We start from the raw sequence: 26,113 nt of genomic DNA on the forward strand, positions 1-26,113 counted from the left end.
CTCAGGCCACCTTGCGGCTGGCGGCGAGGAAATCGCCCATGCGCGCCAGCGCCGCGGCGATGTTCTCTCGCGAGGTGGCGTAGGACAGCCGGAGATAGCCCTCGCCATAAACGCCGAAATCCGGCCCGCCGATGACCGCGACGCCCGCCTCCTCCAGCAATGCGGAGGCGAGCTTCTTGGCCTCGCCCCAGCCGGTGCCGGAGACGTTGGGGAAGGCGTAGAAGGCGCCCTTCGGCGTGGCGCAGCGCACGCCCGGCAGGGCGTTCAACCCCTCCACCACCATGCGGCGGCGGGCGTCGAACTCGGCCGTCATGGCCTCCACCGCGTCCTGCGGGCCTTCAAGGGCGGCGATGCCGGCGTATTGGGTGGCGGCGTTCACGCAGCTCCAGCAATTCACCGCCAGCTTGCGCACCTTGTCGTAGAGGTCCTTCGGCCAGATGGAATAGCCGAGGCGCCAGCCGGTCATGGCATAGGTCTTGGACCAGCCGTTGAGCAGGATCAGCCGGTCGCGGATCTCGGGGTACGCCAAAAGCGTGCGGTGTTCCTCGCCGTCGAACAGGAAGCGGTCGTAGATCTCGTCCGACATCAGCGCCACATGGGGATGGGCGGCGAGGCCCTTCACCAGCTTGTCGATCTCGGACGCTGGCGTGACGCCGCCGGTGGGGTTGGCCGGGGAGTTGATGATGAGCAGGCGCGTCTTCGGCGTGATCAGCGCCAGCGTCTCTTCGGCCGAGAAGGCGAAGCCGTTTTCCTCGCGGATCGGCACCGGGACCGGGGTGGCGCCGGTATGCTCGATCATGGAACGGTAGATGGGGAAGCCGGGGTCCGGATAGAGGATCTCCGCCCCCGGCTCGCCGAACAGGCGGATGGCCGCATACATGGTGACCTTGCCGCCGGGCATGATCATCACCAGGTCCGGGTCTACCGCCACGCCGTAGCGGCGGTTGAGGTCGGCGGCCACCGCCTCGCGCAGGGGCAGGATGCCCACCGAGGGGGTGTAGCCGTGCTGGCCATCCCGCAGCGCCTTCACGGCGGCCTCGACGATATGGTCCGGGGTGCGGAAATCCGGCTGGCCGATGCCGAGGTTGAGGATGGACCGCCCTTGCCCGGCCAGCGCCGTGGCGCGCGCCAGCACGGCGAAGGCGTTCTCCTCGCCGATGCGGTCGAAGGGGGCGGTGGTGGTCAGCATGGCGGGCTCCTCGGCGGGCTCCTTGGGATGACGCCGGCGCGACCGGCCCCCCGCCCGGCATCTGGTGCGCCGCTCGGCGGGGGAGGCACTGGATAGCAAAGATGGGCAGGGGAGGGGAGTGGGGATGGCCGCCATACCCGGCGGCCATGTCCGGCGCGCGCGGCCGGGATCGCCAGCCCTGGGTCCCATGCTGCATCGCGATGGCGGTAGTTTTACACTATACCGCCTTCTGGTTTATATGCATGCCATCTACCCCTGCGTTTGCCCACCGCGTTTGCATCACCCTGGCGCTTTTTCCGTTCGCATCGGCTCAGGCAATCGCTCCAGCATCCTGTGTTGACGTGTTTTCGTCACGCGAACCAGTATCCACTTCGCTCGAAAACGCCCTAGGGGGAGCAGCGCGCGCCATGGGACTTCAGGACCGGAAGCTGCTGAGCTGGAGGGCCGGCGCGGTGGCCGGGGCGATCATCGTCGCGGGCCTTGCGGCGACGTGGGCAGCCGGGTCCCTTGCACGGCACGTCATTCAGTCCAATACCCAGAGCCGCTTCTCGGCCGATACCGCCGAAATGGCCTCGGCCGTGGGCGAGCGCGTGCGGGCCCACGCCGAAGTGCTGGTGAGCATGCAGGGGCTCTATGCCTCGGTGGGGGGGATCGATCGCGCCCAGTTCCAGCGCTATGTGGACGTGCTCGACCTTGTGCGCCGCTATCCGGGCTTCGAGGCGCTCCAGGTGCTGCGCCACGTGACGCCAGACGGCCTCGACGCCTTCGTCGCCGAGGCGCGCGCCGACACCAGCGTGGATCCGCGCGGCCAGCCCAATTACACCGTCCATCCGGCTGGGCCGCGCCCAGTCTACAACATCATCCAGTTCGTGGAGCCCATGCGGGGCAACGAGCGGGTGATGGGCTTCGATGTGGGCTCGAACCCGGCGCAACTCGACAGCCTGGTGCGCGGCGGGGACACCGGGCGCATCGTTGCCACCCCGCCGGTCAAGCTGCTGCAGGATGAGAGCGGCGGGCTCGGCTTCATCCTGCGCGCGCCGCTCTACAAGGCGGGGGAACTGACAGCCACCGTGGAGCAGCGCCGCAAAGCCCTGCTCGGCTACGCCGCCGCCGTCTATCGCGCCAACGACCTCATGCGCGGCGTGCTCGACGCGCGCACCCTCCAGCAGATGAACGTGCGGGTGCTCGACCGCGGCTATGCGCGGGTGACGTCCGAAGGCGCGGTCACCGCCGAGCCGGCGGACCCGGCCGCCGCCGCGGTGCTGCTTTATGACAGCCGTGAGCCCAACCTGCAGGTGGTGACGCCGGTGGCGGAGGTGCCCATCGGCATCGCCGCGGAGCGGGCGCTGGTGGTGGGCGACCGGCTCTGGCTCCTCCATTTCGCCGCGCGGGCGGGATCGAGCTACGAGGTGGACCAGACCATTCCCGTCGTGGTGCTGGCGAGCGGCTCGGTCATCAGTCTGCTGCTGGGGGGCATGGCGCTGTCGCTCATGCGCGCGGGCCGGCTGTCCCGCAGCCTCGGCGCGCTCGATGCGGAGCAGCGGGCGCTGGTGGAAAATCCGCTCGCCGGCATCCTGTTCACCCACGGGCGCGCGGTGGTGCGCGGCAATCACCGCATGGGGGATCTGTGCGGTCGCGCGCCGGAGGCCCTGGCGGGCCTCGATCTCGCCGATCTTGCGGCCAGACCAGAGGATGCCACCGCATTCGAGGCGGCCCTCGCCGCCATCGCCGCCGGCGGAACCGCCGCGCTTGAGTTGCACCTCAACTGTCCCGATCGCCCGCCGGTCGTGGTGGATGCCTTCGGGCGCCCCCTGTTCCTCCAGGGGCGCCGGGGCGACGGGGACGTGCTGTGGGTGATGCAGGACAAGACCGACGCACTTGCGGTGGAGGCCGAGCGGCGCAGCCACGAGCGCGCGCTGCACGAGGCCAATGCCCATCTCACCCGGCTCGTCGATGCTGCCGAGGCCCGCACCCGGGAAATCACCCTTCTCGCCGAGCTGAGCTCCATCCTGCAATCCTGCCAGTCCATGGACGAGGTCTTCGCCTCGGTCCAGGCCTATGCGGCGCGGCTGTTTCCCGACGAGGCCGGCGCCCTCTACGTGCTCAACCGCACGCGGGACCAGGTGGTGCGCGGCGGCCGCTGGGGCGCGCCCCGGGCCGATGTGGCTGCCTTCGCCCCGGATGCCTGCTGGGCGCTGCGCCGGGGGCAGGCCTTCCCGGTCTCCGAGGCGAGCCGGGGGCTCGTCTGCGACCACGTGGCCCGTGCTGTCGACGATGCAGCGGCTCCCGATCATGTGTGCCAGCCGCTGATCGCGCGCAACCGCCTGCTGGGCCTGTTCTATCGCGAGCCGGCGGACGGGGTGGCCGGCGGCTCGGCCCTCCAGCTTGCCACCATGCTGGCGGAGCAGGTGTCCCTGGCCCTCGCCAATATCGACCTGCGCGAGCAATTGCGCGGCCAGGCCCTGCGCGATCCGCTCACCGGCCTTGGCAACCGCCGCTTCGTGGAGGATGCGCTGGCGCTCCAGATCGCCGGCGTCGCGGGCGACGGGCGGCCGTTGTCCGTGGCGCTCGTCGACCTCGATCATTTCAAGCAGATCAACGACACCTACAGCCATGAGGCGGGCGACGCGGTGTTGCGCGCCATCGGCGACGTGCTGCGCACCAATACCCGCCAGAGCGACATCATCGCCCGTTATGGCGGCGAGGAATTCCTGCTGCTGCTGCCCAATACCGCGCCGGAGGGGGCGCTGGCGGTGGCCAACCACCTGCTCAAGGCGGTGCGCAGCCTGCGCGTGCTGTGGTCGGGCGGCGTGCTGGACGGCATCACCGCCTCCATCGGCGTCGCGGCCTTTCCCGATCATGTGAGCCGGCCGGACGACCTGATCGTCGCTGCCGACGCGGCCCTCTACCGCGCCAAGGCCCAGGGGCGCGACCAGGTGGTGGTGAGCGCCGTCGCGCCCGACGTGGCGGGCCAGCCGGACATGCCGACCTTGCACGCGGTGGAGTGACGGCTCTAGAGCGTTTTCGAGCGAAGTGGGTACCGGTTCGCGTGAAGAAAATGCGTCAACACAGGGTTCTAGAGCGATTTCTGTGAGCCAAGGCGAGCGGAAAACGCTCTAGTGCGGGCAGAGGATCAGGCCCGGATGCGCGACAAGCTGGCGGGATCCAGCTTGATGGGGCGCTGCTGCGCTTTCACCCGTCTGCGCTTTCACCGTCTGCGCTGCCATCACCTTCGCTGCCATTGCGCATGCAGCTTTCCGACACTGGCCGGCGAACGTGCGTGAGCACGGGTCGGGCAGGAGGGCAGTGACGATCGCGGAGGGGGAGGTATGTGGTAGCAGCGGGCGGATTTGAACCGCCGACCTCCGGGTTATGAATCCGGCGCTCTCACCAACTGAGCTACGCTGCCACGCGGAGAGACGCGCATATAGGGGCGGTGCGGCGCGGGTGTCAAGAAAGCGGAGGGCGCGGAACGATGCTCCGCACCCGATTTCCACCGCTCCACCGCTCCCGCCGAGGCTGGATCAGCGGGCCCGCTTCTTGATGCGCACCAGCTTGAAGAAGCCCACCGGGAACACCGGCGAAATCTCGATCACTTCCATGTCCGGGTAGCGCGCCGCCCAGTTGCGCAGGCGGCTTGCCTTGAAGGCGATGCTCCAACCCACCTTCTTCACCAGCGGAGCCAGAGCCGCCTCGATGTGCATGGCGGCGCCCTCGTCCGCCCCGAGCTTGGAGGCGATCACGATCTCACCGCCGGGCTTCAGCACCCGGTACATTTCGTCGAGCGCGCCTTCCGGGTCCGGCACCAGGGTGATGACGAAGGGCACGGTGACGGCGTTGAAGCTCTCGTCGGCAAAGCCGAGGTTGCAGGCGTCCATGGCGGCGAGCAGGCCCACCTGCGACAGGGCGCGTTCCACCTTCTTGTCCACCGCCTTCTGCAGCATGTGGAACGACAGGTCGATGCCGGTCACCTGGGTGCCCTTGGGGTAATAGGGCAGCACCAGTCCGGTGCCCACGCCCACTTCCAGGATGCTGGGGCCGCAGGCGGCGGCGGCAGTGGCGGCTTTGCGCTGGGCGTCCGCCAGCAGCTTCACATAGACCTTGTCATAGATGGGCGCCCACTTGGCGTAGGCGCGCTTCTGTCCCTCAAGATCGTACTGAACCGCCATTCTCAGTCTCTCCCGGCCGGTCGGATCCCGCCTTTCGGACGGTTGCCCCAGGCCACTTCACTCCGGCCACTTCACTCAGGCTACTTCGGCGACGCTCTTCGCCACCCGTTCCGCCCGCATGATGGTGCCGCCGCCCAGAAGCCGCGCGGCGGCGCCGGCGTCATCGTAGAGCACGCAGGCCTGTCCCGGCGCAACGCCTTCTTCGCCTACCGCCAGATGCACCGCCGGGGCGCCATCCGCCGCGCGTGCAAGATGCGCCGGCACCGGCGGGCGGGTGGACCGCACCTTCACATAGACGTCCGCCTGCCGCGCCAGCGCGTCGGTGAAGGGGATGTCGCCAAGCCAGTTCACGTCATCGATGGCGATGGCGCTCACCGTGAGCGCGGCGCGCGGACCGACCCGCACCTCCCGCCGCACGGCGTCGATGGCGATGACATAAAGCGGCTCCGGCGTGGCGATGCCGAGGCCCTTCCGCTGGCCGATGGTGTAGTGCATGACGCCGCGATGGCGGCCGAGCACGCGGCCATCCAGATGCACGATGTCGCCCGGCTCGGCGGCTTCCGGCCGCAGCCGCTGCACCACCTGGGCGTAGTCGCCGCCGGGCACGAAGCAGATGTCCTGGCTGTCGGGCTTGTCCGCCACCGGCAGGCCGAATTCGGCCGCCAGCGCGCGCACGTCCGCCTTCTGCATCCCGCCCAGGGGGAAGCGCAGGCGCTCCAGCTGGGCGGCGGTGGTGGCATAGAGGAAATAGGACTGGTCGCGCGCCTCTTCCGCCGCCCGGTAGAGGCCGCGCCGTCCGTCCGGCAGCGCGCGGCTGGCCACATAATGGCCGGTGGCAAGATAGCGGGCACCCAGCTCCTCGGCGGTGGCGAGCAGGTCGCGGAACTTCACCGTACGGTTGCAGTCCACGCAGGGAATGGGGGTGACGCCCGACGCATAGCTGGCGGCGAAGCGGTCGATCACCTCTTCCTTGAAGCGGCTTTCATAGTCGAGCACGTAATGGGGAATGCCCAGCGTGCGCGCCACTTCACTGGCGTCGTAGATGTCCTGCCCCGCGCAGCAGGCGCCGCGACGGTGGGCCGCCTCGCCATGGTCGTAGAGCTGGAGGGTGACCCCCACCACGTCATAGCCGGCGCGGGCATAGAGCCCGGCCACCACCGACGAATCCACACCGCCCGACATGGCCACCACCACGCGGGTGGAGGCGGGGTCGCCGTCGGTATCGAGATGGGGAAGGTCGGTCATGATCGTATGATGCTTGCCCGGCTGCGGGTGCCGCAGGTTAGGCCGCGCAGGATGAAGGTGCAAATGGCTCGCATCCTTCAGCCACGCCAGCAAGGCGAAATCGGGGCCGAGGGCGGTTCGAACGCGCCCGGCTCCGTCATGTGTGCTTCAGCGTCACCTTCGACCTGGTCTCACCTTCGACCCGGCGTCATTTGCACTCCTGCGCCGCCCGGTCGAGGGCCTGACCGAGGCCGGTCAGGGAGTATTTGTCGGTGGTGGGGTTGCCGCGCAAGGAGGTGGAGACGACCTGCAGATCCTTGCCGCGGCGCATGGCGTCCACCAGCTTGGCCTCGTCGGCCACGTTGCGCACCCAGGCGCCTTCGTTCTTCGTGTAGAGCTGCAGCGTCATGCTGCCGACGGTGAGCGTGGCGTCGGAGCCGTCCTTCAGCGGGAAGCCCATGGTGACGGTCACCTCGTTCTTCACGTTCTCGCTCGGACGGGTGGAGACGAAGAAAAACGCCGGGTCGCGCTTCAGGCCTTCCGGCGCGCGGCTCTTCGGCTGGGAGATGGCGTAGCACACCTTGGGGCTGACGGTGGAGACGTAGACGCTCCAATCCCCGAACTGCGCCACGGACTTGGACTGGGGCTGTCCCTGCGCGCCGGCGGGAGCGACGAGCGCGCAGGCGAGAAACACGCCCAGGAGCGTCGGATGGACACGAGGAAGCGTCATGGCTTCTCCTATTTCACCAGGGCCCTGCAGGCGAGCCGGACGAGAACGCGGTCGATCTAGAGCGTGATCGGAGCAAATGGAATCCATCCGCTCGGTGAATCGCCCTCTCAATCAGAAACAGAGAACGCGTTATCCGAGCAGCTTGCGATGCGATCTGCTCGGATAACGCGTGCTCTAGAGCATTTTCAAGCGAAGTGGATACCGGTTCGCATGAAGAAAATGCGTAAACTCAATGATCTAGAGCGGTTTTCGTGAGCCGAAGCGAACGGAAAACGCTCTAGACGGAAACAGTTCGGATTTCCTCCAGACGCATCCGGCCCACAAGCGTGGCCGCCATCGGGTAGCGGTGCAGGGGGTCAAAAAAGTGGCGGGCGAAATATGGCAGGTACGTCTTGCGTTTTCATAAACCAGAGGCTCCGCTTCGCCTGAGGCGACCGTTCCGCCGCCGAATGATTCGAAGTGGCATGCGGCTTCGCGCGGGAGGGTGGATTGGCGATCCCGAAGGTGGATTGGCGATCCCGAAGTTGACTTGACGATCCCTCGGCGCCGGTCATGCGGCAAGGCGCCCTGATGCCGTTGGGGAAGAATGTGTATCCGGAGCTTTTGCGCCACGGGGTTAAATTTTGGTAACCCGTGCCGCGATCCGCCGTGACAGAAGGTGAGCCCATGAAAGCGGTCATCTGCGTGCGCCATGGTCCCCCGGAGGCCCTCGAAATCCAGGATCTGCCAGATCCTGTGCCGGGGCCGGGCGAGGTGGTGGTCGAGGTCTCGGCCATCGGGCTCAATTTCTTCGACACGTTGATCATCCGCGATCTCTACCAGGTCAAGCCCGGCCTGCCGTTCTCGCCCGGCGCCGAGTTTGCCGGCCACGTGGCGGCGCTGGGCGAGGGGGTCGCCGGCTTCGCCGTGGGCGAACGGGTGTGCGGCTATGTCACCCACGGCGCCGCGCGGGAGAAGGTGGTGGTGCCGGCCCAGTTCCTGACGCGGGTGCCGGACGACCTCGACCTCGTGAAGGCCGCCGGCCTCATCGTCACCTACGGCACTGCGCTCTACGCCCTGCGCGAACGCGGTGAACTGAAGGGTGGCGAGAGCCTCGCCGTGCTTGGGGCCTCGGGCGGGGTCGGGCTCGCGGCAGTGGAGATCGGGCGCATCATGGGCGCGCGCATCCTCGCCTGCGCCTCGTCCGCCGAAAAGGTGGCCTTCGCCAAGGCCCATGGGGCCGACGAGGGCTTCGACTATGCCCAAGGGGACATTAAGCTCGCGCTCAAGGCCTTCGGCGGCTCGAGCGGCCTCGACATGGTCTATGACCCGGTGGGCGGCGACATGGCCGAGCAGGCGCTGCGGGCGCTGGGCTCTCTCGGCCGCTTCCTGGTGGTGGGGTTCGCGGCCGGCGAGATTCCGAAGATCCCGCTCAACCTGCTGCTGCTGAAGAATTGCGACGCGCGCGGCGTGGCTTTCGGCGCCGTGGCGCGCAGCGATCCGGCCTGGCTCGCCGGCGTGGTGGCCGAGCTGTTGGAGCATGCGCGCACAGGTCGCATCTCCGCCCATGTGGACAAGACCTTCCCGCTGGAGCGCTGCGTCGATGCGCTGGGCGAGATCGCCGGGCGCCGCGTCAAGGGCAAGGTCGTGCTGACCACCGGCCGCTAGAGCGTTTTCCGTTCGCACTGGCTCACGGCAATCGCTCTAGATTCATGTATTGACGCGTTTTCTTCACGCGAACCGGTATCCACTTCGCTCGAAAACGCTCTAAGGAAGTGGTGACGCGCGCGGGCGGCGGCGTCGCCGGCGGGACTCAGGCCTTTTCGTCCTTGAGGCGGGTCAGGGCGTCGCGGGCGGCGGTGTAGTGGTCGGGCGTCACATGGCTCGACAGCAGCTTCAGCGCGCCCATCAGCACCGCCGCATCGTCGGTGAAGCCGAGAATGGGGAAAATATCCGGCATCACGTCGATCGGAAGGATGAAATAGGCGAGCGCGGCCATCAGCGTCGCGCGCACCCTGAGCGGCGTCTGGCGGTCGAAGGCGGCATAATAGCTCGCGATGGCATCGTCCGCGAAGGGGATGCCGGCGGCAGTGGCCTTGATCTTGGTCCAGAAGCCGCGGCGCACGTCCGCTTCGTCGCGCGCCGCCTTGTCCCGCTCGTCGGGGGACAGGCCGTCAGGCCCCGGGACCTCGTTCCGCAATGTGGTGCTGGTCATGCGAATTATTTGGGAAGGTTTCGCACGCCCGCAAGGCCTGCGCGCATCGCGCGCTCACAGCAGCGGATAGGCCGCTTCCACCAGATAGGGGCCGCCGCCCACCGAATCGCGCGAGGAGAACAGGACGAATCGCGGCACATGGAAGCCGGGGCTGCGATAATGCCCCCGGGTGGCGAGATAGTCGGCCACCTGTCGCGAGGAGGCATCCCGCAGCCGGGCCAGGGTGACGTGGGGCTTGAAATTGCGCCCCTCCGCCCCGAGGCCGAGGCGCTGCATGATGCGCTCCTGCTCGGCCTGCAGCTCCATGAGGGCGGCACTGGCCTTCACCGCCGCGAACACCGCCCGCGGCTTGTGGCCGCCGAACTGGTCGATGCCGTCCAGAGTGAGGTCGAAGGCAGGCCGGCGCACCTGGCCCAGCATCAGCATGATGTCGCGGCCGGTGGCGTCATCCACGTCGCCCACGAAGCGCAGGGTCACATGGTAATTCTCGGGATCGACCCAGCGGGCGCCGGAAAGCCCGCCGCGCAGCAGGGACAGGCCGAGCCCGACCTCGCGGGGGATCTCGATGGCGGTGAACAGTCGCGGCATGAAACCCTCCGCGATCGGTCGACCCGCTGCGGCGGATCGGCTCTGGCAGCGCCGGCGCCGGGGCGGGATCGCCCGGTGGAGCGACGATGGCCCAAGTGAAGAAGATTCGCGCCGGGAAGAAAAGAGAGGCGGCCCCAAGAGGCCGCCTCTCGCTGTGCATGGGGGGCTTTTCGCACCCTTTTTAAGCGCCGCAGGGGCCGCTGCCCGTCAGCGCCGCCGCTCCCCGCCACCCTGCGGGCGCGCCCGCTGCTGCTGCGGCCGAGCGTTCTGCTGGGGCCGTGCGCGTTGCTGGGGCCGCGCGTTCTGCTGCGGCCGGGCCCGCTGCTGAGGCCGGGCATTCTGCTGCGGCCGGCTCTGCTGCGGCCGGGGCCGGGCATTTTGCTGCGGCCGGCTCTGCTGCGGCCGGCTGCGGTTCTGCCCGGCGTTGGGCCGCTGGCTGGGCCGTTGGGCGTTGGGCCGCTGGTTCGGGCGGTTCTGCCCTGCCGACGGAGGCTCGGGGCGGTTGGTTCCAGCGCCGGGCCGGTTCGGACGATCGGCGCCCGCACCGGGTCGGTTCGGGCGATCGGTGCCTGCTCCGGGACGATCGGGACGGCCGGGACCTGCGCCGGGACGATCCGGGACACCGGGACGGCCGGGACCCGCGCCGGGACGATCCGGGACACCGGGGCGGTTGGGGCCTGCGCCGGGCCGATCCGGGACGCCGGGGCGGTTGGGACCTGCACCGGGACGATCGGGGAAGCCGGGCCGGTTGGGGCCTGCGCCGGGCCGATCGGGGAAACCGGGGCGGTTCGGGCCTGCACCGGGCCGATCCGGACGGTTCGGACGGTCGGGCTGGCCGGGCTGCCAGCCGGGCGGACGGCCGGGACGCCACGGCCCGGGACCCCAGGCCGGCGGACGTCCGCCGCCACCCCATCCCGGCCCCCAGTGCGGCGGCTGGCGCCAGCCGGGCGGGTTCACCCACACGGTGTTCCAGCCGCGGTTGTTCCAGCCCCAGCGATTGTTCCACGCCGAGCCCACCAGCACGCCGCCGCCGAACAGCAGGGCGCCGGTGGCGAAGGTGGTGAAGACCTCGGAGCTGTCATAGACCGGCACATAGACCCGCTCGGGGTTGGCCGGCTGGATATAGATGGTGCGCTGGCCGCCGTCCTCGCGGGTGGTGACCACCTGCTGGCGCGTGGTCTTCAGGTTGCCGACGCTCTGTGCCTTGGCCCGCAGCATCTGGATGGTGTTGGACACGTCCTGCGGCTGGGTGGAGAAGGCAAGGCCGAGGGATTCGGTCCATTCCATATGGTCATGGAGCTGGCGGATCACGTCCGGGAAGCGGATCAGGGCCTTGACCGAGCTGTCCCAGTCCTTGGCATCGACCTGCGCGAAGTTGCGGGCCTGCACCAGGCGCGGATTGGCCTCGACCCAGTTATAGGCCTCCACGATCTGCTCGGGGAACAAGGTGGCCGGGAACAGGATCGCCAGCAGCGGGTCGGGATAGAGCGCCAGCGGGCCGAGGAGATATTCGAGGTCCGAGAGCGAGTAGATCGGTGCGGTGGTCGCCGGCTGGGTGGGCGCGACCGGAAGCGGCGCCTGGGCGGCTGCGGGCGGGGGTGCGACGGGCGCGGCCGCCGGGGCGGCCTGCACCTCGGGCATCGGCTGCACCGGCGGCATAGGCTGGGCCTGGGGAGGGACTTGGGGAGGAATCTGGGGCGGGATCTGGGGAGTAGCTTGGGGCGCGGGCTGCGCCTGCGGCTCCGCCGCGGGCATCTGCGCGAGGGCCGGATAGACCGCCGTGGACCACCCGAACACCGCCGCCACGGCGACACGGGACCAGTTGCCGGCGCGGCCTTTCACGCACGTTCTGACGGATATTCCTGGCATTCATTGCTCCTGGCGCGGGGGTTCTGGCCCCCGCCGTTCTTGCCGTTGATGCGTTCCGATCGTCTTGCAACGGTTGCCGCCGCGCGCTCACTGACCGTTGGGTCGTAACCGACTTCAAGCGCGAAACTGTGGTGGCTGGATCAAAGAAACGTTATGGAACCGGCACGAGGATATCGATGACCAGCGCTTCGGGAGAGCCCGTGACGATGTCGGTCCGGTATTGCTCGATATACATGTCGTTCTGCTCGACGTTCTTCTCGTCGAGATAATTGGCGATCTGCTCATAGGTGTTGTCCATGTCGGCGAACGAGCCGGCATGGGTGAATTTCAGCACCCGGCCCGCGTGGGAGCCGCCGAGCTTCATGCCCTCGCCGGGCTTCCGGGTGGTGGTGCCGGAGAACGGAACCTGGATCTCGTATTCGAAGCTCAGGTCGTCGCTCGCCGTGTAGACGATGAAGGTGTCGCCTGCGCGCGCGAGCCCGAGGCGCTGCAGCTCGGTGTCCGCCTGCTTCACGCTTCCCACCAGCTTCTCGAACGCCTCTTCCCAGGTGGCCGAGCCCGCAAGCGTCAGCACGGGCACCGGGGAGAGCGTGATCTCCTGCGGCGCGAAGGTGCGCCCGGCGGGGGCGACGGGGGTAGTCTCCACCTTCTTCGGGTCCACCACGGGCGGCGGCGTCAGCGCACCGTCGGTGCCGGGCTGGGCGGCCTGGCCCTGCGCCGAGGCGGGGAACGGCGCCAGCGCCGCGCCGAGGCTGGCGCCCAGCAGTGCGCATGCCCCGGCCATCCTCACCCTGTCGAGGCTGACCCAACGCGATCCCGCCATTGCTCTTTCTCCCGCCCGCCGAAGCAGTTGAGCAGCGTTTCTAGCATGTTCTCGGGCGGCGGTGAGGCCGCACTTCGGCGGCTTTGAGGCGAGGCCCGGCGGCTGGTTGCGGCGGGGGTGGTGTCACCGGCGGATCGGGGCCATATAGACGGCAGTTTCAACCTGAGTGGGTCACGCGATACACTTGGCTACCCGTATGGGGTGGCCCGCTCGATCAATGCTTTATGGCTCGACCGCGACCGGTGGGTTCCTGCCGCGGTCGAGCCATCAGGAAGACCCGGCCCACCGTGAATCCGCTTTCAAACCGCCCCTTCGTCAAGATGAACGGCCTCGGCAACGCGATCCTCGTGCTCGATCTGCGCGCCGATCCCGTGGAGGTGCCCGCCGCCGCGGCGCGCGCGCTGGCGCGTCCTTCCGTGCTGCCGTTCGACCAGGCGATGGTGCTTTATCCGCCCCGGCGGGCGGGCACGGCCGCCTTCGTGCGCATCCTGAATTCCGACGGTTCCATCTCCGCCGCCTGCGGCAACGGCACCCGCTGCATCGCCGCGCTGGAGGCCGAGCGCACCGGTACCCCCCACGCCGTGTTCGAGAGCGAGGCGGGCCTCCTCGACTGCCACGTGCGCGCGGATGGGCAGGTGGAGGTGGACATGGGCGCGCCGCGCTTCGACTGGCGCGACATTCCCCTGTCCCGTGACGTGGGCGACACGGCCCAGGTGATCGTCCCCGGCTTCGAGGCGCTGGGGCCGGCAAGCCTCGTCAGCATGGGCAATCCCCATGCCGTCTTCTTCGTTCCCGACGCCGATGCGGTGGATGTGGAGAAGCTCGGCGCCGCGCTGGAGCATCACCCGCTGTTTCCCGAGCGCGCCAACATCTCCTTTGCCAGCCTCACCGCGCCGGATCGCATCGGGCTCCATGTGTGGGAGCGCGGCGCCGGGCGCACCCGCGCCTGCGGCACCGCCGCCTGCGCCACCGGCGTTGCCGCCGCCCGCACCCATCGCACCGGCCGCGCCGTGACCGTGACGCTGCCCGGTGGCGACCTGGAGATTTTCTGGCGCGAGGCCGATGGCCACGTGCTGATGACCGGTCCGGTGGAGCACGAGTTTTCCGGCACGCTCTCCCCCGCCATGCTGGAGGAGGCCGCCTGATGGCGGTTTCATCCGGGGCTCCGGGGACGGCCGTGCACGTCCTGTCCTTTGGCTGCCGGCTCAATGCGCTGGAAGGCGATGGCATCGCCCGCGCCGCCACCGCCGAGGGGCTGGAGCGCACCCTCGTGGTCAACACCTGTGCGGTGACGGGAGAGGCGGTGCGGCAGGCGCGACAGGCCATTCGCCGGGCGCGGCGGGAGAACCCGGACCTGCGCGTGGTCGTCACCGGCTGTGCCGCCCAGACCGACCCGCAGGCTTTCGCCCGCATGGACGAGGTGGACCTCGTGCTGGGCAATGCCGACAAGACCGGCGCCGCCACCTGGGCCGCGACCCGCGCCGCCCTCGACTTCGGTGTCGCGGCCGAACAGAAGGTGCGGGTGCAGGACATTTCGGTGGTGCGCACGGCCACCCCCCATCTCGCCGATCGGTTCGAGGGGCACACCCGCGCCTTCGTGGAAGTGCAGAACGGCTGCGACCACCGCTGCACCTTCTGCATCATCCCCTTCGGCCGCGGCCCCTCGCGCTCCGTGCCCATGGGCGCGGTGGTGGATCAGGTGCGGCGGCTGGTGGACAGCGGCCACCGCGAGGTGGTGCTCACCGGCGTCGACCTCACCGCCTATGGTGCGGACCTGCCGGGCGCGCCCACCCTCGGCCGGCTGGTGCGCGCGGTGCTGGGCGGCGTGCCGGAATTGGCCCGCCTGCGCCTGTCCTCCATCGACGCGGTGGAGGCCGACGACGAACTCATGCGGGCGCTCGCTGAGGAAGCGCGGCTGATGCCCCATCTCCACCTCTCCCTGCAGGCCGGCGACGATCTGATTCTCAAGCGGATGAAGCGCCGGCATTCCCGCGTCGAGGCGCTGGATTTCATCGCCGCTTTGCGCCGGGCGCGGCCGGAGGTGGTGCTGGGCGCCGACATCATCGCCGGCTTTCCCACCGAGACCGAGGAACAGGCCCGCGCCACCCGCGCTTTCCTCGACGAGGCGGGCCTCGCCTTCGTCCACGTCTTCCCGTTCTCGGCACGTCCCGGCACGGCCGCAGCCCGCATGCCGCAGCTTCCCGCCCCCGTGGTGGCGGAGCGCGCGCGCCGGCTGCGCGAGACCGCCGCCGACCTGCTGCGCCGCCATCTCGCGGGCGAGGTCGGGCTCAGGCGGCAGGTACTGGTGGAGGCCGGCGGACGCGGCCATACGGAACATTTCACCCCGGTGCGCCTTGCCTGGCCGGCCGAGCGCGGCAGTCTCCGGGACCTGCGCATCGCCGGACATGACGGCGCGCGCCTGATCGCGGCGTGATCTCTTTTTCAAGGAACGGCCTGAGCCATGAGCGACAACGACCAGGACGCCCCCGCCGACGCGCAGAAGAAGAAGCGCGGCTTGTGGGGCTGGCTGAAGTCCGGCTTCGAGGACCCGGTCCCGCGCTTTACCCACGACACCCCGCAGGAAGCTGGTGCGGCGGCAGAAGAGGGGCGCGAGGCCGGGTCTGCGCCGTTGGGCGACGCCCCGGCTGCGGGCGGCGCGTCCACCACGCCATCCGCCGCTGAAGCCGAAGTCGGCCTCGGAGGCCTGCCTACGCCGGTGGGCGAGTTGGTGCTACCGGTCCCGGTGGAGGCTACGGAGTCCGCAGGCGTCCCCGCCTTCGGCGCGCCGCTCGAACAGCCGCCGGCCCCCGTGGCGGAACACTTGCCGGTGGCGCAGCTTGCCGTCGAAACCGCCTCGCCGGTTCCTGCGGTCGCGCCGGAGCCCGAGGCGCCATTCGCCGAAGGGCCGCACGCTGTCGCATCCGAGGGCGCGCAGGCCGGAAGCGCGTCTGCCTTTGGCGTGGCGCCCGAGGACCCCCATAGTCCTGAAGCCCGCATGTCTTCGGCCGAGCCCGAGCCTGAGGTCCTATCGCCCGAGGTCCCGCCTCCCGAGGTCCTATCGCCCGCCGTCGCGGCGCCCGCGCTGCCGGAGACTTCTGCCGGACCCGAGCCAATCGAGTTGCCCCCCGTGGAGGAGGCTGCCCCGGAGGCCCTCCCTGCCGCGCCTGCCGCCGCCGGGCCGGCTGAGGTCGACAGCGAGCCGCAGCCGGTGAAGAAGGGCTTCTGGAGCCGGCTCGCCGCGGGGCTGGCGCGCACGGCGTCGAGCCTTGGCCAGGGCATCACCGACCTCGTCTCCAAGCGCAAGCTCGATGCCGATACGCTGGAGGAACTGGAGGACGTGCTCATCCGCGCCGACCTGGGCGTGGAGACCGCCATGCGCATCGTGGAATCCGTGGGCAAGGGCCGGCACGACAAGATGATCTCCCCCGAGGAGGTGAAGACCCTCATCGCGGAGGAGGTGGAGCGCATCCTCGCCCCCGTGGCCAAGCCCCTGGTGGTGGATACGGCGCACAAGCCCTTCGTGGTGCTGATGGTGGGGGTGAACGGCTCCGGCAAGACCACCACCATCGGCAAGCTTGCCGCCCAGTGGCGCACCGAGGGCAAGAAGGTGGTGCTCGCCGCCGGCGATACTTTCCGCGCCGCCGCCATCGAGCAGTTGAAGGTGTGGGGCGTCCGCGCCGGGGCCACCGTCATCGCCCGTGAGCAGGGTTCGGACGCCGCCGGCGTCGCCCATGAGGCCATCGTGGAGGCGCGGGAGGCCGGGGCCGACATCCTCATGGTGGACACCGCCGGCCGGCTCCAGAACCGCACCGAGCTGATGGCGGAGCTGGAGAAGGTGGTGCGCGTCATCAAGAAGCTGGAGCCCTCGGCGCCCCATGCGGTGCTGCTGGTGCTCGATGCCACGGTGGGCCAGAACGCGCTGTCGCAGGTGGAGGCCTTCACCCGCATCGCCGGGGTGACCGGGCTGGTCATGACCAAGCTCGACGGCACGGCGCGGGGCGGCATCCTGGTGGCCATTGCCGCCAAGCACAAGCTGCCGGTGCATCTGATCGGCGTGGGCGAGGCGGCCGAGGACCTGCAACCCTTCACCGCCCGCGACTTCGCCCGGGCCATCGCCGGGTTGAACTGAGAGCGATGGGCGATGAGCATGACTCATCGCCCATCGGTACAAGCCCGCGCGGCACCTGAGCGCAACCCTCTCGGCATCGACCTGGGCCGTTGGTATAGGGCCGGCGGGCGGGGTCCCGCTGGCCGCTCAGCCGCGCGGCAGGGCCAGAAGGTCCAGGTGGCCGATGGCGCAGGCGTCGGCATCGGCCCGGTGGCGGGCCCAGTCCTGCGCGCTCGCCGCATCGACGCGGCCGCTCTCCACAGCGGCTGCTGCCGTACCCGCCGCGAGCTTTTTGATCAGCGCCCGGTCGCCGGGGACGAGGCGCCACGGGCTCTGCGCCTGCCCCACATCATAGCCCGCCCGCGCCAGCGCCGCGCCGAGCACCTGCGCGGCGTCCGGACCCAGGGCCGGGCCGAAACCCTTGTCGATGCCCTGATGGGCGCGAAAGCCCTCCGCGATGGCTGCGTCCGCCGGATGGGGCGGCGCCCAGGCATCCTGCCCGTCGCAGATGAGGGCGGCGTGGATGAGGATGCCCGAGCCCGCCATCCCTTCGGCGAAGCTCGCGCACCAGTCCGCGGAGACCAGGTCATGGAACGCCGAAGCCGTCACCAGATGCGGCGCGAAGGCTCGCGGGGCGGCGGGATCGCGGGCAAGGTCCGCGATGGCGAATTCCACCCGGATCTCCCGCGCGCCGAGGCTGAGGACCAGCGTGTCGCCCGCTTCCCGCCAGCTGTCCGCGAAGGCCTTCAGCCGGGCACGGGCGGCCTGCGCAAGGGCGCCGTCGTGATCCATCAGCACCCAATGCTGGCGCAGCCCGAGGCGCGGCGCCAGCGCCCGCAGGTTCGATCCGGAGCCGGCGCCCAGATCCACGATGCGCTGCTCCTCCACGTCTTCCAGATGGCGCACCAGCTCGGCTTCCAGGGCCATGTTGCGGGAGCGATGGTCGGCCGGCTCGCGGAGCGAAAGCCAGTCGTCGGAGAAGGTGGCGGGGGCGAGGGTCACGGCTGGCTCGCTTTCGCCAGCACCCGGCCGATGATGGCGGCGGTGTCGGCCCAGGAGGGCAGCTTCTGCCCGGCGGCGAAGGCGGCATCGGCATAGGCGCGGCGCCGGGCGGGATCGGCGATGAGGCTGCGCAGGGCGTCCGCGAACGCCAACGCATCGCCTGGCGGCACCTTGAGGCCGGCGCCGTCCGGCACCGTCTCTCCCGCCGCGCCGCCGGTGGTGCACACCACGGGCAGGCCGCGCCGCATGGCTTCCGCCAGCACCATGCCATAGCCCTCATAGAGCGAGGGATGCACGAAGATGTCGGCCTGCGCGTAAGCCGCGTCGAGGGCGGCGCGATCGAGCTGGCCGAGCAGGCGCACATTGCCGCGCGGGGCCGCCGCCGCCCGCGCCGCGACCATGTCCGCCGTGGCCGGATCGAGATGGGTTGCTCCAGCGATGGCGAGGGAAAAATCGAGGTCGGCGATGCGGTCGAGGGCGTCGAACAGGATGTCGTAGCCCTTGCGCGGGGTCAGCGAGCCCACGGCGATGAGGCGCGGCGGCGCGCCATCGGCGGGCACGCGGGCCATGGGCTCGGTGCCGGGCACGGCCAATGTCAGGCGTTCGGGGGCAACGCCATAGCGCGCCACCAGGGTGCGGCCGGTCTCCGGGCTCACCGTGATCACCGCGTCGGTGGCATTCAGCACCGCCTTCTCGCTTGCGAAGAGCTGTTCGGCGAGGTCCGCCGACAGCCCTGTCTCCAGCGCGAGAGGATGATGCACCAGGGCGACGAGGCGCCGGTCCAGCCCCTTCAGCCGGTCCGCCGGCAGGGCGCCGAAGGCGAGGCCGTCACCCAGCAGGATGGTGTCCGGCGGCGTCGCCGCGAGCCGGGCGAGGGCGGCCTCCACCTCGGCACCGGAGGGGGTGGGGAAAGCCCCGTCGAGGCTCAGGGGGGCAATGTCCATGCCGGCCGCCTGCAACTCGGCGATGACGCGGCGGTCGTAGGCATAGCCCCCGGTGGGCGTGTCCAGCGGGCCGGGGTGGACGAAGGCGACGGGCATTCCGGTCTCAAGCCCAGAGCTGGGGCGTGGCGTCGTCGTCGGCGAGGTCCGCCTCGTACCAGGCGCGGGCCACGTGGGATTCGTGCAGCGTCACGCGGATGCGGGCCAGCGCCTCGCTGCCCGCGCCCAATTCGCCGGCGCGCGCGGCCTGCGCCATCCTGTCGAAGACGTGCCGGCACAGCACTTCCGTGGTGGTGTTACGGCCGGCGAAGTCGGGCACCTCGTCGAGGTTCTTGTAGTTGAGCGGGCCGAGCACGGCCTTGAGCGCATCGTGGGCGCGGGCGATGTCCACCACCACGCCCTCCACCGTCAGCTCGCGGCGGTAGAAGGCCACGTCCACCACGAAGGTGGCCCCGTGCAGCGCCTGGGCGGGGCCGAACAGGGCACCCGTGAAGCTGTGGGCGATCATGATGTGGTCCCGCACCTCTACCGCATACATGCGTAACTCCCTTGTGTGGATTTCGGGGTGGGCCCGCGCGGCGCGTGCCCGAACCCCGTGCCGTCGGCATCACGTGTAGCGCACCACCGTGGCGATGCCTGCTGCGCCGTCAGCAAGGATACGCGGCAGAGCCTGCGGCAGATCGTCGAAGGCCACCTCTTCGGTGATGAGCGCGTCGAGGGCGGGGTCGGCCAGAAGCGAAAGCGCCTTTTCCAGCCGCCGCCGGTGGCTCCAGCGCGGGCGGCGGGCGGGGCTCACCTGCCCCACCTGCGACGAGACGATCTGCAGGCGCCGGTGGTGGAAGGCGCCGCCGAGCTGCGCATTCACCCCCTTGTCGCCGTACCAGCTCATCTCCACCAGGCGGGCCTCCTCGCCGCAGCAGGCCAGCGCGGTGGCAAGCCCGGCGCCGCTGCCGCTGGTGTGGAAGACGAGGTCGGCGTCGGCGATCCCTTCGCCCGTGGTCGTGAAGGCAGCGCCGAAGGCGTGCACCAGTCCCGCGCGGCTCTGGTCCGGATCGATGGCCGTCACCTCCGCCCCCGGCAGGCGGGCGGCGAGCCAGGCGATCAGCAGCCCCACGAGGCCTGCCCCGACCACGACGATGCGATCACCGGGGCCGGCGCCGCCATCCCACAGGGCGTTGAGGGCGGTTTCCATGTTGGCGGCCAAGGTGGCGCGGCGGGGCGGCAGGCCCTCGGGCAGCGGCGTCAGCATGGCGGCGGGGGCATTGAAGCGGGTCTGGTGCGGGGCGAGGGCGAAGACCATGCGGCCGTCCAGCGCGGCGGGGCCCGCCTCCACCCGGCCGACCGCGCAATAGCCGTATTTCACCGGGAAGGGGAAGTCGCCCTGCTGCAGCGGCGCGCGCATGCGGTCGCGGTGGACGGGATCAGTGAGGCCCTGAAACACGAGGCGTTCCGTGCCGCGGCTGATGGCGCTCCACAAGGTCGTGACCCGCGCGCCATCGGGTGCGGGCGGTGCAAGCTCTTCGTCGCGCAGGGCCGCGGTGCCGGGGCCGATGGTCCAGAGTCCCCGGCTCGCGATGGGTTTGAGACATTTTGACGCATCAAGGGCGGTCATGCCGTCGCTTTCGTATAGCGCTTCAGGGGTCTGCCGCGGCCGTGTCGTGAGTGTTCACTTGCCGGCGGCGGGTGCGGGATGCGTTTTCAGCCTTGAGCCGGGTCCGGCAGTTGGAGCTATGCATGTCTTCGAGGTCCGGTCCACCGCCTGAAGTGAGCCCCGCTGCCGATTTCACACCGGCCTTGCTCCAGCCGGTGGCAACGCTCGCCCGCCGCCGCCTGTTCATGCTGGTGGCGAACGTTCTGACGCTGCTTGCGGTCCTGGCGGCCGTCGCCGTGCTCGGGGCCCATGGCGGCTTTACCGTGGTGGATGGCCTCATCCTCCTGTGCGCCCTCGCCATCACGCCGTGGAACGCCATCGGGTTCTGGAACGCGCTCACCGGTCTCGCGTTGCTGCACGCCCGCCGGCGTGGCGTGGAGGCGGCGGCGCCCTTCCTTGCCCCGGAACCGCAAGGTCCGCTCACCGGGCGCACCGCCATCCTGCTCACCGTGCGCAATGAGGATCCGGCGCGGGCGCTGGCCCGCCTCAGGGCGGTGAAGGCCGACCTTGATGCCAGCGGCCATGGCGCGCTGTTCGATTTCCATGTGCTGAGCGACACCTCGCGCCCCGAGATCGCGGCGGCGGAGGAGGCGGCGGTGGCCGCGTGGCGGAGCGAGGAGGGCGCCGCGCGCATCTTTTATCGCCGCCGGCCCGAGAACACCGACTTCAAGGCCGGCAACATCCGCGATTTCTGCCTCGCCGCCGGCACGCGCTACGACTTCATGCTGCCGCTGGATGCCGACAGCCTCATGGGCGCCGCCACCATCCTGCGCATGGCGCGCCTGATGGCGGCCCATCCGCGCCTCGGTATCCTGCAGAGCCTGGTGGTGGGGCTGCCGGCGCAGAGCGCGTTCGCCCGCATGTTCCAGTTCGGCATGCGCCACGGCATGCGCTGCTACACCCTGGGCGCCTCCTGGTGGGCGGGGGAGTGCGGGCCGTTCTGGGGCCATAACGCGCTGATCCGCATCGCCCCGTTCCGCGCCGCCTGCCATCTGCCGCACCTGCCCGGTGCGCCGCCTTTGGGCGGGCCGATCCTGTCTCACGATCAGGTGGAAGCCGCGCTGATGCGCCGTGCCGGCTACGAGGTGCGCGTGCTGCCGGTGGAAAGCGAAAGCTATGAGGAGAACCCGCCAACCGTCACCGACTTCGTGTCGCGCGACCTGCGCTGGTGCCTGGGCAACCTGCAATATCTGCGGCTGCTCGCTCAGCCCGGCTTTGCCGCGAGCCTGAAGCCCATGAGCCGCTTCCAGCTGGTCTGGGCCATCCTCATGTTCGTGACCGTGCCGGCCCATCCCCTGCTCATCGCGCTCCTGCCGTTCGCGGCGGCGGAAGCGGCGGGGATGCCGGATTATCCGGTCGGCCTCGCCATGGGCCTCTATGGCGGCATGCTGCTGCTGGCGCTGGCGCCGAAGCTGGCAGGGATCGCCGATGCGGCGCTGACCCGCGGCGGCGTCGCGCGCTACGGCGGGGCAGGGCGCTTTGCGGCGTCGGTGGCGGTGGAACTGGTGTTCTCGTTCCTGCTCTCCGCCATCACCGCGCTGGCGGTGACGCTGGAGATCGGCCGCCTGGTGCTGGGCCGCGCACGCTCCGGCTGGATGGCACAGGCCCGCGACGGGCATGGGGTGAGCTGGATGGCGGCCGCGCGCGCCTTCTGGCCCCAGACGGCGTTCGGGATCGCGGTTACGGCGGGGCTCGCTGTCGTCTCCCCGGGGCTCATCGCATGGGCGGCGCCGGTGCTGGCGGGCTATGTGCTCGCCATTCCCTTCACGGTGGCCACCGCCGATCCCCGTTTTGCCCGGTTTGCGGTCAGGACCCGCCTGTGCGCCGTGCCGGAGGAATTTGCGCCGAGTGAGGTGCAGCGTATCCTGTCGGGCGAAAGCCTGCGCGAGCGCGTCGCCGCCTGAAGCCGGGGCGGGCCTTGAGTCAGGTGCCCGCCTGTTCCCGCTGGAAGACGATGAGGTCGAGGGAGGGGGCCGCATCCCGGCCACCGAGGCCGGTGAGCAGGGCATGCACCTGCCCGCGATGGTGGGTCTGGTGGTTGAAGACATGGTCCAGCGCGCTCGCCAGGCTCTGGCGGAAGGTTTGCCCCGACATATTGGCGTAGCTGATCTCGGCTGACAGGCTCTGCGCGTCCTGCCCGGCGATGAAGCCGATGATGCGCGCATCCTCGGCCGAGCGCAGCGGCTCCAGGTCGGCGAGGCGGGGGGCGAGGATGGTGTCCAGCTTCAGGGCAGGCGGCGCCTTGCCCTCGAAGCGGGAGAGCCAGATGCGGTCGCCCACCACGAGATGGTTGAGGGTCGCCGTCACCGAGCCGAAGAAGGCCCCGGCTTGGCGCCCGCACGCGTCCTCTCCCTGCGCGCGGGCGGCGGCATAGAGCCGACGGTTGGCCCACGCGTTATAAGCCGCGAAGGTGGTGTAGCTGCGCAGCGGCATGGTGGCTCTCGGATCGGAATCCAGAAGATATCGGCGCCCCGCGCGAGAGACCGGGCGAGCGACCGGGCGCCCCATGGGGAGGGCGGGCTTCAGCCCGCCCGTCCGTTCCTGTCAGCGACGGAAGCCGCCGCCGAATCCACCGCCCCGGAAACCGCCGCCGCCGAAGCGGTCGCCGCCGCCATAGCCGCCGAAGCCCCGGTCGAAGCCACCCGAGCCGTAATGGTCGCCACCCTCGAAACCGCCACCGCCCATTCGATCGCCGCCGTAGCTCGACACCCGCTGCTGGCTCACCGAGCGGGCGTTCTCCTCGGCATCAAGGCGGCTGGTGTCCGCAGCACGGTCCACGTTCTGCCAGCCCGAGCCGGTGTTCTTGCTCCAGCCCGCATCGGTGTGCTGATAGACTTGGCCGTCGTGGTCCACGGCCACATGGCCGTTGTTCCAGGCCACCGCATTGCCGGTCTTGGCGTCGCCGGCGACGCCGCGGCTGTCCACGCTCACCTTGCCGTTCTGGTCGGTGACGGCGGTCTGCGAGGCATGGCCGGTGCCGGTGGTGGGGTTGTAGCCCGCCGATTCGCGGCCGGCGGCGGCATTGCCGGTGTTGACGTTGCCCGCGATACCGGCGGCCGATTCGCCCCGGGCCCCGGTGGTCGGATTGTAGCGGGCGTTCGCGGCGCCGGCGGCGTAATTGCCCGTATAGGGATTGAACGCGGCGCCCGAGCGGCCGGCGAAGCTGGTGCCGCCGCCGGTGGTGCCGTGCCAGTCGCGGCCCGACCATTCGGTGCCGTTCCAGGTGGTGCCCCAGGCGTGGTTCACCGTGGCGGCGCCGCCCCAGCGGCCGTAGATGTTGGCCTGGTTGATGTTGGTATAACCCCAGTGGCCGCCCCACGGCCCGTAGGGGCCATAGCCCGCGGACCAGTACGGCCCCCAATAGGGCGTCACCGCCGCGCCCCAGGGCCAGCCGGCGGCGAAGCCGAAGGCGAACCCGTCCGCCACGCCCAGGGCGAAGCCGGCGCCGACGCCGTAGGTGACCGGGCAGGAATACCACCAGGTGCCCACATAGCCCGGGCAAGTGTAGCCGGTGCCATAGACCACCGTGCCGCCGGGCGCCACCACCACGCCCATGTAGCCGGGCGTATAGCCCACCACCACCGCTTCAGGCGTGGTGGCATAGATCCGCACATAGGTGACGTAGTGGAGCGGCGAGGCGACCGGGATCGTATAGATCGCGTCCGGCACCACGTCGGCCACGCGCCAGGGGCCGGTGGCGGTCCCGGCCACGAACCAGATGCCGTTATTCACCGCATAATAGCGCTGGGCATCGAGCTGGATCACCGGGGTCGGGGTGTTGATGGCGTAGTGCAGCGGCGTGCCGGCGATGGGCTCGAAGCGCGGCGTGCCGTCGAAGGCCACCTTCAGGGGCACGTCCCGCTTCACCGTCGCGGTCTGCGGGATGGTGGCGGCGATCACCGCCTCCTTCGCCTGCGGCGTGCCGGCCACCGAGACCAGGACGTTGGCCTTGGCGTCGTTGGGCGAGATCTTCGCGAAATCCTTCGGCAGGGCATTGCTGGCCACGAACGCCCACGGCCCCTTGAGGTCGGGGGCGCGGAACCAGCGGCCGGAGAGCAGGATGTAATAGGTGTTGGAGGTGGTCTCCATGAACACCGCGTGGTCCGCATTGTTCATGGAGAGCAGGTTGGTGCCGGTCACCGGCAGCATCTGCGGCGGGCCGTTGGACTGGATCAACTCCGCCGGCTGGGTGGCGACGAGGACGGCGGGGGCCGGGTTGATGGGCTTGCCCTTGCCGTCGAGCAGGGGGTCGGCGGCCTGCTCCTGGAGCGCCGCCTTGGCGGCGGAGGAAAGCGCATCCGAGATCTGGGGCGTGAGGATCCATGTGCCGGTGAGGCTGGGGCTTTCATACCAGTGCCCGCCCGCCTCCAGATGGTAGGTGCCGGCCTCATCGAGCAGCAGCAGCGGGCGGGTGTTGACCACGCGCTGGAAGGTGCCGGCGCCGGCGATGGGCCGCAGCACCGGCGTGCCGGCCACGGGGACCAGCACAGTGGTGGAGGTGGCGAACAGGATCTGCGGCGGGGTGTTGTCCACCGGCTGGGACTTCAGCTTGGCCAGTTCCTGGTTCACCGCGTAGCTCGCCTGCAACTGGTCGAGGGGCACGGTCATGCCGTCCGCCGGCAGGCGCGACTGGAGGGTCGAGCGGATCAGGGACGCCTTGGCCGGATCGGTGGGCACCTCAACCCCGTCGATGGAGATCGTGGCGAGGTGCACGAGGCCGGCCGGCTTGTCCACGGCGACGCGGGCCGAGAATCGCGCCATGCCGTAGGTGGGGGTGCCGGACTTTGGCCCGATGGCCACCGCCGCGCGGCCGGACATCACGTCGCCGGTCCAGCTGTCCACCTGCGGCTGGTAGAGCTGGAGCAACTGGTCGCCGGCGAGGGCGAAATCCCGCGGCCACGGCAACGGGGCTTGTTGGCCCGTCGCATCCTGGCCCGTTGCATCCTGGCCCTGCGGGGCTGCTGAAGGCTGGGCCTGCTGGGCCTGACCGCTCGCGCTCCAGAGCAGAGCGGCAGAGAGGACGGCAGCCGAGACGCCGGTCCAAAGTCGCTTCATGACGTCACTTCCTTCCGATCCGTCGGGGCGGCGGGAGGATTAGCATGTTCGCAGGCAAGCGTCAGCGGTACCTTGCGGTGGCGTAGGCTCGTCCCCTTCAAATGTCGGTGGGCGCCGGCTCCAGGCTTTGCGACAGGGCAGGCGCCCATCGGATCGGCGAATCGGGCCGATGGGGCACGGCCCGTCGTTGGGCCTGTCAGGCCGGGGCCGGACAGGCGCGCTGCCACTTCAGCCGGGGGCCGTCCCACGAGACCGACAGGGTCTTGCGGAAGGGGCAGAAGCTGCCGGGGCCGGGCTCCGTTGCCGTGGTGCTCCAGTAACCCTGCCACCGGTAGGGCGCGCCGTCGCTGGCGACCGCGGCGTCCGGACCTGCGGTCGGGAACGCCCGCACGAGGTCGCCGCCAAACAGGCTCGCTCCGACGAGCGTGGCGCCGACCATGGTGATGAGGGAAGACCGTTTCATGGCTGTCTCTCGAACAAGTTCTCTTCCGAAGTCGGATTCACCGGCCAGGAAGACCTGAGCTGACCGGATCCGCCTTGCCTATTGCCGCGTCGTCTTCGCCCGAACTG

At 70.1% G+C, this 26,113-nt stretch carries 21 protein-coding genes and 1 tRNA gene; 6 read left to right on the forward strand and 16 right to left on the reverse strand.

Going from position 1 to position 26,113, the window contains the following annotated elements; all coding sequences use genetic code 11:
* Position 1 precedes the first annotated feature (1 nt).
* Positions 2-1,189, reverse strand: a complete 1,188-nt coding sequence (locus V5F48_RS14155; RefSeq protein ID WP_394110075.1) for a pyridoxal phosphate-dependent aminotransferase — start codon at positions 1,187-1,189, stop codon at positions 2-4.
* Between the two features lie 407 nt (positions 1,190-1,596).
* Between V5F48_RS14155 and V5F48_RS14160 the strand changes: the two genes are divergently transcribed.
* On the forward strand, positions 1,597-4,197 hold the full coding sequence (locus V5F48_RS14160) for a sensor domain-containing diguanylate cyclase (protein ID WP_394259234.1): 2,601 nt from the start codon (positions 1,597-1,599) through the stop codon (positions 4,195-4,197).
* A 324-nt stretch (positions 4,198-4,521) separates the two neighbouring features.
* On the opposite strand, the gene V5F48_RS14165 is transcribed toward V5F48_RS14160, so the two are convergent.
* From V5F48_RS14165 to V5F48_RS14180, 4 genes are all read right to left on the reverse strand, one after another.
* A tRNA-Met gene (locus tag V5F48_RS14165) sits at positions 4,522-4,598 on the reverse strand.
* A 115-nt stretch (positions 4,599-4,713) separates the two neighbouring features.
* Positions 4,714-5,358, reverse strand: a complete 645-nt coding sequence (locus tag V5F48_RS14170; RefSeq protein WP_394259235.1) for a class I SAM-dependent methyltransferase — start codon at positions 5,356-5,358, stop codon at positions 4,714-4,716.
* A gap of 75 nt (positions 5,359-5,433) precedes the next feature.
* A complete protein-coding gene (gene mnmA, locus V5F48_RS14175; RefSeq protein WP_394259236.1) occupies positions 5,434-6,603 on the reverse strand; it encodes a tRNA 2-thiouridine(34) synthase MnmA in 1,170 nt (389 codons plus the stop codon).
* A gap of 187 nt (positions 6,604-6,790) precedes the next feature.
* Positions 6,791-7,312: an invasion associated locus B family protein gene (locus tag V5F48_RS14180; RefSeq protein ID WP_394110079.1), complete on the reverse strand. Its 522-nt coding sequence runs from the start codon at positions 7,310-7,312 to the stop codon at positions 6,791-6,793.
* 666 nt (positions 7,313-7,978) lie between these two features.
* Between V5F48_RS14180 and V5F48_RS14185 the strand changes: the two genes are divergently transcribed.
* Positions 7,979-8,959 carry an NADPH:quinone oxidoreductase family protein gene (locus V5F48_RS14185; RefSeq protein WP_394259237.1) on the forward strand — a complete coding sequence of 327 codons (981 nt, stop codon included), beginning with the start codon at positions 7,979-7,981 and terminating at the stop codon, positions 8,957-8,959.
* A gap of 145 nt (positions 8,960-9,104) precedes the next feature.
* Here V5F48_RS14185 and V5F48_RS14190 read toward each other — a convergent pair whose 3' ends face one another.
* The 4 genes from V5F48_RS14190 to V5F48_RS14205 form a co-directional block, all read right to left on the reverse strand.
* The gene (locus V5F48_RS14190) at positions 9,105-9,515 is read right to left on the reverse strand and encodes a YkvA family protein (protein ID WP_394259302.1); all 411 of its coding nucleotides are present in this window, start codon (positions 9,513-9,515) and stop codon (positions 9,105-9,107) included.
* Positions 9,516-9,560: 45 nt separating this feature from the next.
* Entirely contained in the window at positions 9,561-10,094 is a 534-nt protein-coding gene (thpR, locus tag V5F48_RS14195) for an RNA 2',3'-cyclic phosphodiesterase (protein ID WP_394259238.1), read from the reverse strand.
* A gap of 207 nt (positions 10,095-10,301) precedes the next feature.
* Complete coding sequence (locus tag V5F48_RS14200; RefSeq protein WP_394259239.1) at positions 10,302-11,936, reverse strand: DUF3300 domain-containing protein; 1,635 nt, start codon at positions 11,934-11,936, stop codon at positions 10,302-10,304.
* A 178-nt stretch (positions 11,937-12,114) separates the two neighbouring features.
* Positions 12,115-12,786, reverse strand: coding sequence for a GyrI-like domain-containing protein (locus V5F48_RS14205; protein WP_394259240.1), 672 nt, complete (start codon positions 12,784-12,786; stop codon positions 12,115-12,117).
* Between the two features lie 287 nt (positions 12,787-13,073).
* Here V5F48_RS14205 and dapF point away from each other — a divergent pair, with 287 nt between their 5' ends.
* Genes dapF through ftsY form a run of 3 tightly spaced genes read left to right on the forward strand, consistent with a single transcriptional unit; the run spans position 13,074 to position 16,915 of the window.
* Positions 13,074-13,931 (forward strand): diaminopimelate epimerase, encoded by an 858-nt coding sequence (gene dapF / locus V5F48_RS14210; protein WP_394259241.1) that lies wholly within the window; start codon positions 13,074-13,076, stop codon positions 13,929-13,931.
* Positions 13,931-15,220: a tRNA (N(6)-L-threonylcarbamoyladenosine(37)-C(2))-methylthiotransferase MtaB gene (mtaB, locus tag V5F48_RS14215; protein WP_394259242.1), complete on the forward strand. Its 1,290-nt coding sequence runs from the start codon at positions 13,931-13,933 to the stop codon at positions 15,218-15,220. Before dapF ends, mtaB begins: the two co-directional genes overlap by 1 nt.
* 27 nt (positions 15,221-15,247) lie before the next feature.
* Positions 15,248-16,915, forward strand: a complete 1,668-nt coding sequence (ftsY, locus tag V5F48_RS14220; protein WP_394259243.1) for a signal recognition particle-docking protein FtsY — start codon at positions 15,248-15,250, stop codon at positions 16,913-16,915.
* A 126-nt stretch (positions 16,916-17,041) separates the two neighbouring features.
* Here the strand turns inward: ftsY and V5F48_RS14225 are convergent, their stop codons facing one another.
* From V5F48_RS14225 to V5F48_RS14240, 4 genes are all read right to left on the reverse strand, one after another.
* Entirely contained in the window at positions 17,042-17,896 is an 855-nt protein-coding gene (locus V5F48_RS14225; protein ID WP_394259244.1) for an SAM-dependent methyltransferase, read from the reverse strand.
* A complete protein-coding gene (locus V5F48_RS14230; RefSeq protein ID WP_394259245.1) occupies positions 17,893-18,936 on the reverse strand; it encodes a glycosyltransferase family 4 protein in 1,044 nt (347 codons plus the stop codon). The genes V5F48_RS14225 and V5F48_RS14230 overlap by 4 nt, the downstream gene beginning before the upstream one ends.
* Positions 18,937-18,943: 7 nt before the next feature.
* On the reverse strand, positions 18,944-19,375 hold the full coding sequence (locus V5F48_RS14235) for a 6-pyruvoyl trahydropterin synthase family protein (protein ID WP_394259246.1): 432 nt from the start codon (positions 19,373-19,375) through the stop codon (positions 18,944-18,946).
* Positions 19,376-19,444: 69 nt separating this feature from the next.
* A complete protein-coding gene (locus V5F48_RS14240; protein ID WP_394259247.1) occupies positions 19,445-20,449 on the reverse strand; it encodes a zinc-dependent alcohol dehydrogenase in 1,005 nt (334 codons plus the stop codon).
* A 71-nt stretch (positions 20,450-20,520) separates the two neighbouring features.
* Here V5F48_RS14240 and mdoH point away from each other — a divergent pair, with 71 nt between their 5' ends.
* Positions 20,521-22,392, forward strand: a complete 1,872-nt coding sequence (gene mdoH / locus V5F48_RS14245) for a glucans biosynthesis glucosyltransferase MdoH (protein ID WP_394259303.1) — start codon at positions 20,521-20,523, stop codon at positions 22,390-22,392.
* Positions 22,393-22,411: 19 nt separating this feature from the next.
* Here mdoH and V5F48_RS14250 read toward each other — a convergent pair whose 3' ends face one another.
* The 3 genes from V5F48_RS14250 to V5F48_RS14260 form a co-directional block, all read right to left on the reverse strand.
* Positions 22,412-22,921 (reverse strand): DinB family protein, encoded by a 510-nt coding sequence (locus V5F48_RS14250; RefSeq protein WP_394259248.1) that lies wholly within the window; start codon positions 22,919-22,921, stop codon positions 22,412-22,414.
* 111 nt (positions 22,922-23,032) lie between these two features.
* The gene (locus tag V5F48_RS14255) at positions 23,033-25,543 is read right to left on the reverse strand and encodes a carbohydrate-binding family V/XII (protein ID WP_394259249.1); all 2,511 of its coding nucleotides are present in this window, start codon (positions 25,541-25,543) and stop codon (positions 23,033-23,035) included.
* Between the two features lie 196 nt (positions 25,544-25,739).
* Entirely contained in the window at positions 25,740-26,006 is a 267-nt protein-coding gene (locus V5F48_RS14260; protein WP_394110092.1) for a hypothetical protein, read from the reverse strand.
* Positions 26,007-26,113: the final 107 nt, after the last annotated feature.

The organism is Xanthobacter autotrophicus ATCC 700552 (genome assembly GCF_043194565.1).
Taxonomy (GTDB): domain Bacteria; phylum Pseudomonadota; class Alphaproteobacteria; order Rhizobiales; family Xanthobacteraceae; genus Xanthobacter; species Xanthobacter autotrophicus_F.

What these genes read in the sequence shown, in the direction of transcription:
- V5F48_RS14230 (WP_394259245.1), bottom strand. Translation starts at nt 18,936, where the DNA reads ATGCCCGTCGCCTTCGTCCACCCCGGCCCGCTGGACACGCCCACCGGG.
- V5F48_RS14240 (WP_394259247.1), bottom strand. Translation starts at nt 20,449, where the DNA reads ATGACCGCCCTTGATGCGTCAAAATGTCTCAAACCCATCGCGAGCCGG.
- V5F48_RS14250 (WP_394259248.1), bottom strand. Translation starts at nt 22,921, where the DNA reads ATGCCGCTGCGCAGCTACACCACCTTCGCGGCTTATAACGCGTGGGCC.
- V5F48_RS14180 (WP_394110079.1), bottom strand. Translation starts at nt 7,312, where the DNA reads ATGACGCTTCCTCGTGTCCATCCGACGCTCCTGGGCGTGTTTCTCGCC.
- V5F48_RS14235 (WP_394259246.1), bottom strand. Translation starts at nt 19,375, where the DNA reads ATGTATGCGGTAGAGGTGCGGGACCACATCATGATCGCCCACAGCTTC.
- V5F48_RS14185 (WP_394259237.1), top strand. Translation starts at nt 7,979, where the DNA reads ATGAAAGCGGTCATCTGCGTGCGCCATGGTCCCCCGGAGGCCCTCGAA.
- ftsY (WP_394259243.1), top strand. Translation starts at nt 15,248, where the DNA reads ATGAGCGACAACGACCAGGACGCCCCCGCCGACGCGCAGAAGAAGAAG.
- mtaB (WP_394259242.1), top strand. Translation starts at nt 13,931, where the DNA reads ATGGCGGTTTCATCCGGGGCTCCGGGGACGGCCGTGCACGTCCTGTCC.
- V5F48_RS14255 (WP_394259249.1), bottom strand. Translation starts at nt 25,543, where the DNA reads ATGAAGCGACTTTGGACCGGCGTCTCGGCTGCCGTCCTCTCTGCCGCT.
- V5F48_RS14160 (WP_394259234.1), top strand. Translation starts at nt 1,597, where the DNA reads ATGGGACTTCAGGACCGGAAGCTGCTGAGCTGGAGGGCCGGCGCGGTG.
- V5F48_RS14205 (WP_394259240.1), bottom strand. Translation starts at nt 12,786, where the DNA reads ATGGCGGGATCGCGTTGGGTCAGCCTCGACAGGGTGAGGATGGCCGGG.
- V5F48_RS14170 (WP_394259235.1), bottom strand. Translation starts at nt 5,358, where the DNA reads ATGGCGGTTCAGTACGATCTTGAGGGACAGAAGCGCGCCTACGCCAAG.
- V5F48_RS14260 (WP_394110092.1), bottom strand. Translation starts at nt 26,006, where the DNA reads ATGAAACGGTCTTCCCTCATCACCATGGTCGGCGCCACGCTCGTCGGA.
- thpR (WP_394259238.1), bottom strand. Translation starts at nt 10,094, where the DNA reads ATGCCGCGACTGTTCACCGCCATCGAGATCCCCCGCGAGGTCGGGCTC.
- V5F48_RS14155 (WP_394110075.1), bottom strand. Translation starts at nt 1,189, where the DNA reads ATGCTGACCACCACCGCCCCCTTCGACCGCATCGGCGAGGAGAACGCC.
- mnmA (WP_394259236.1), bottom strand. Translation starts at nt 6,603, where the DNA reads ATGACCGACCTTCCCCATCTCGATACCGACGGCGACCCCGCCTCCACC.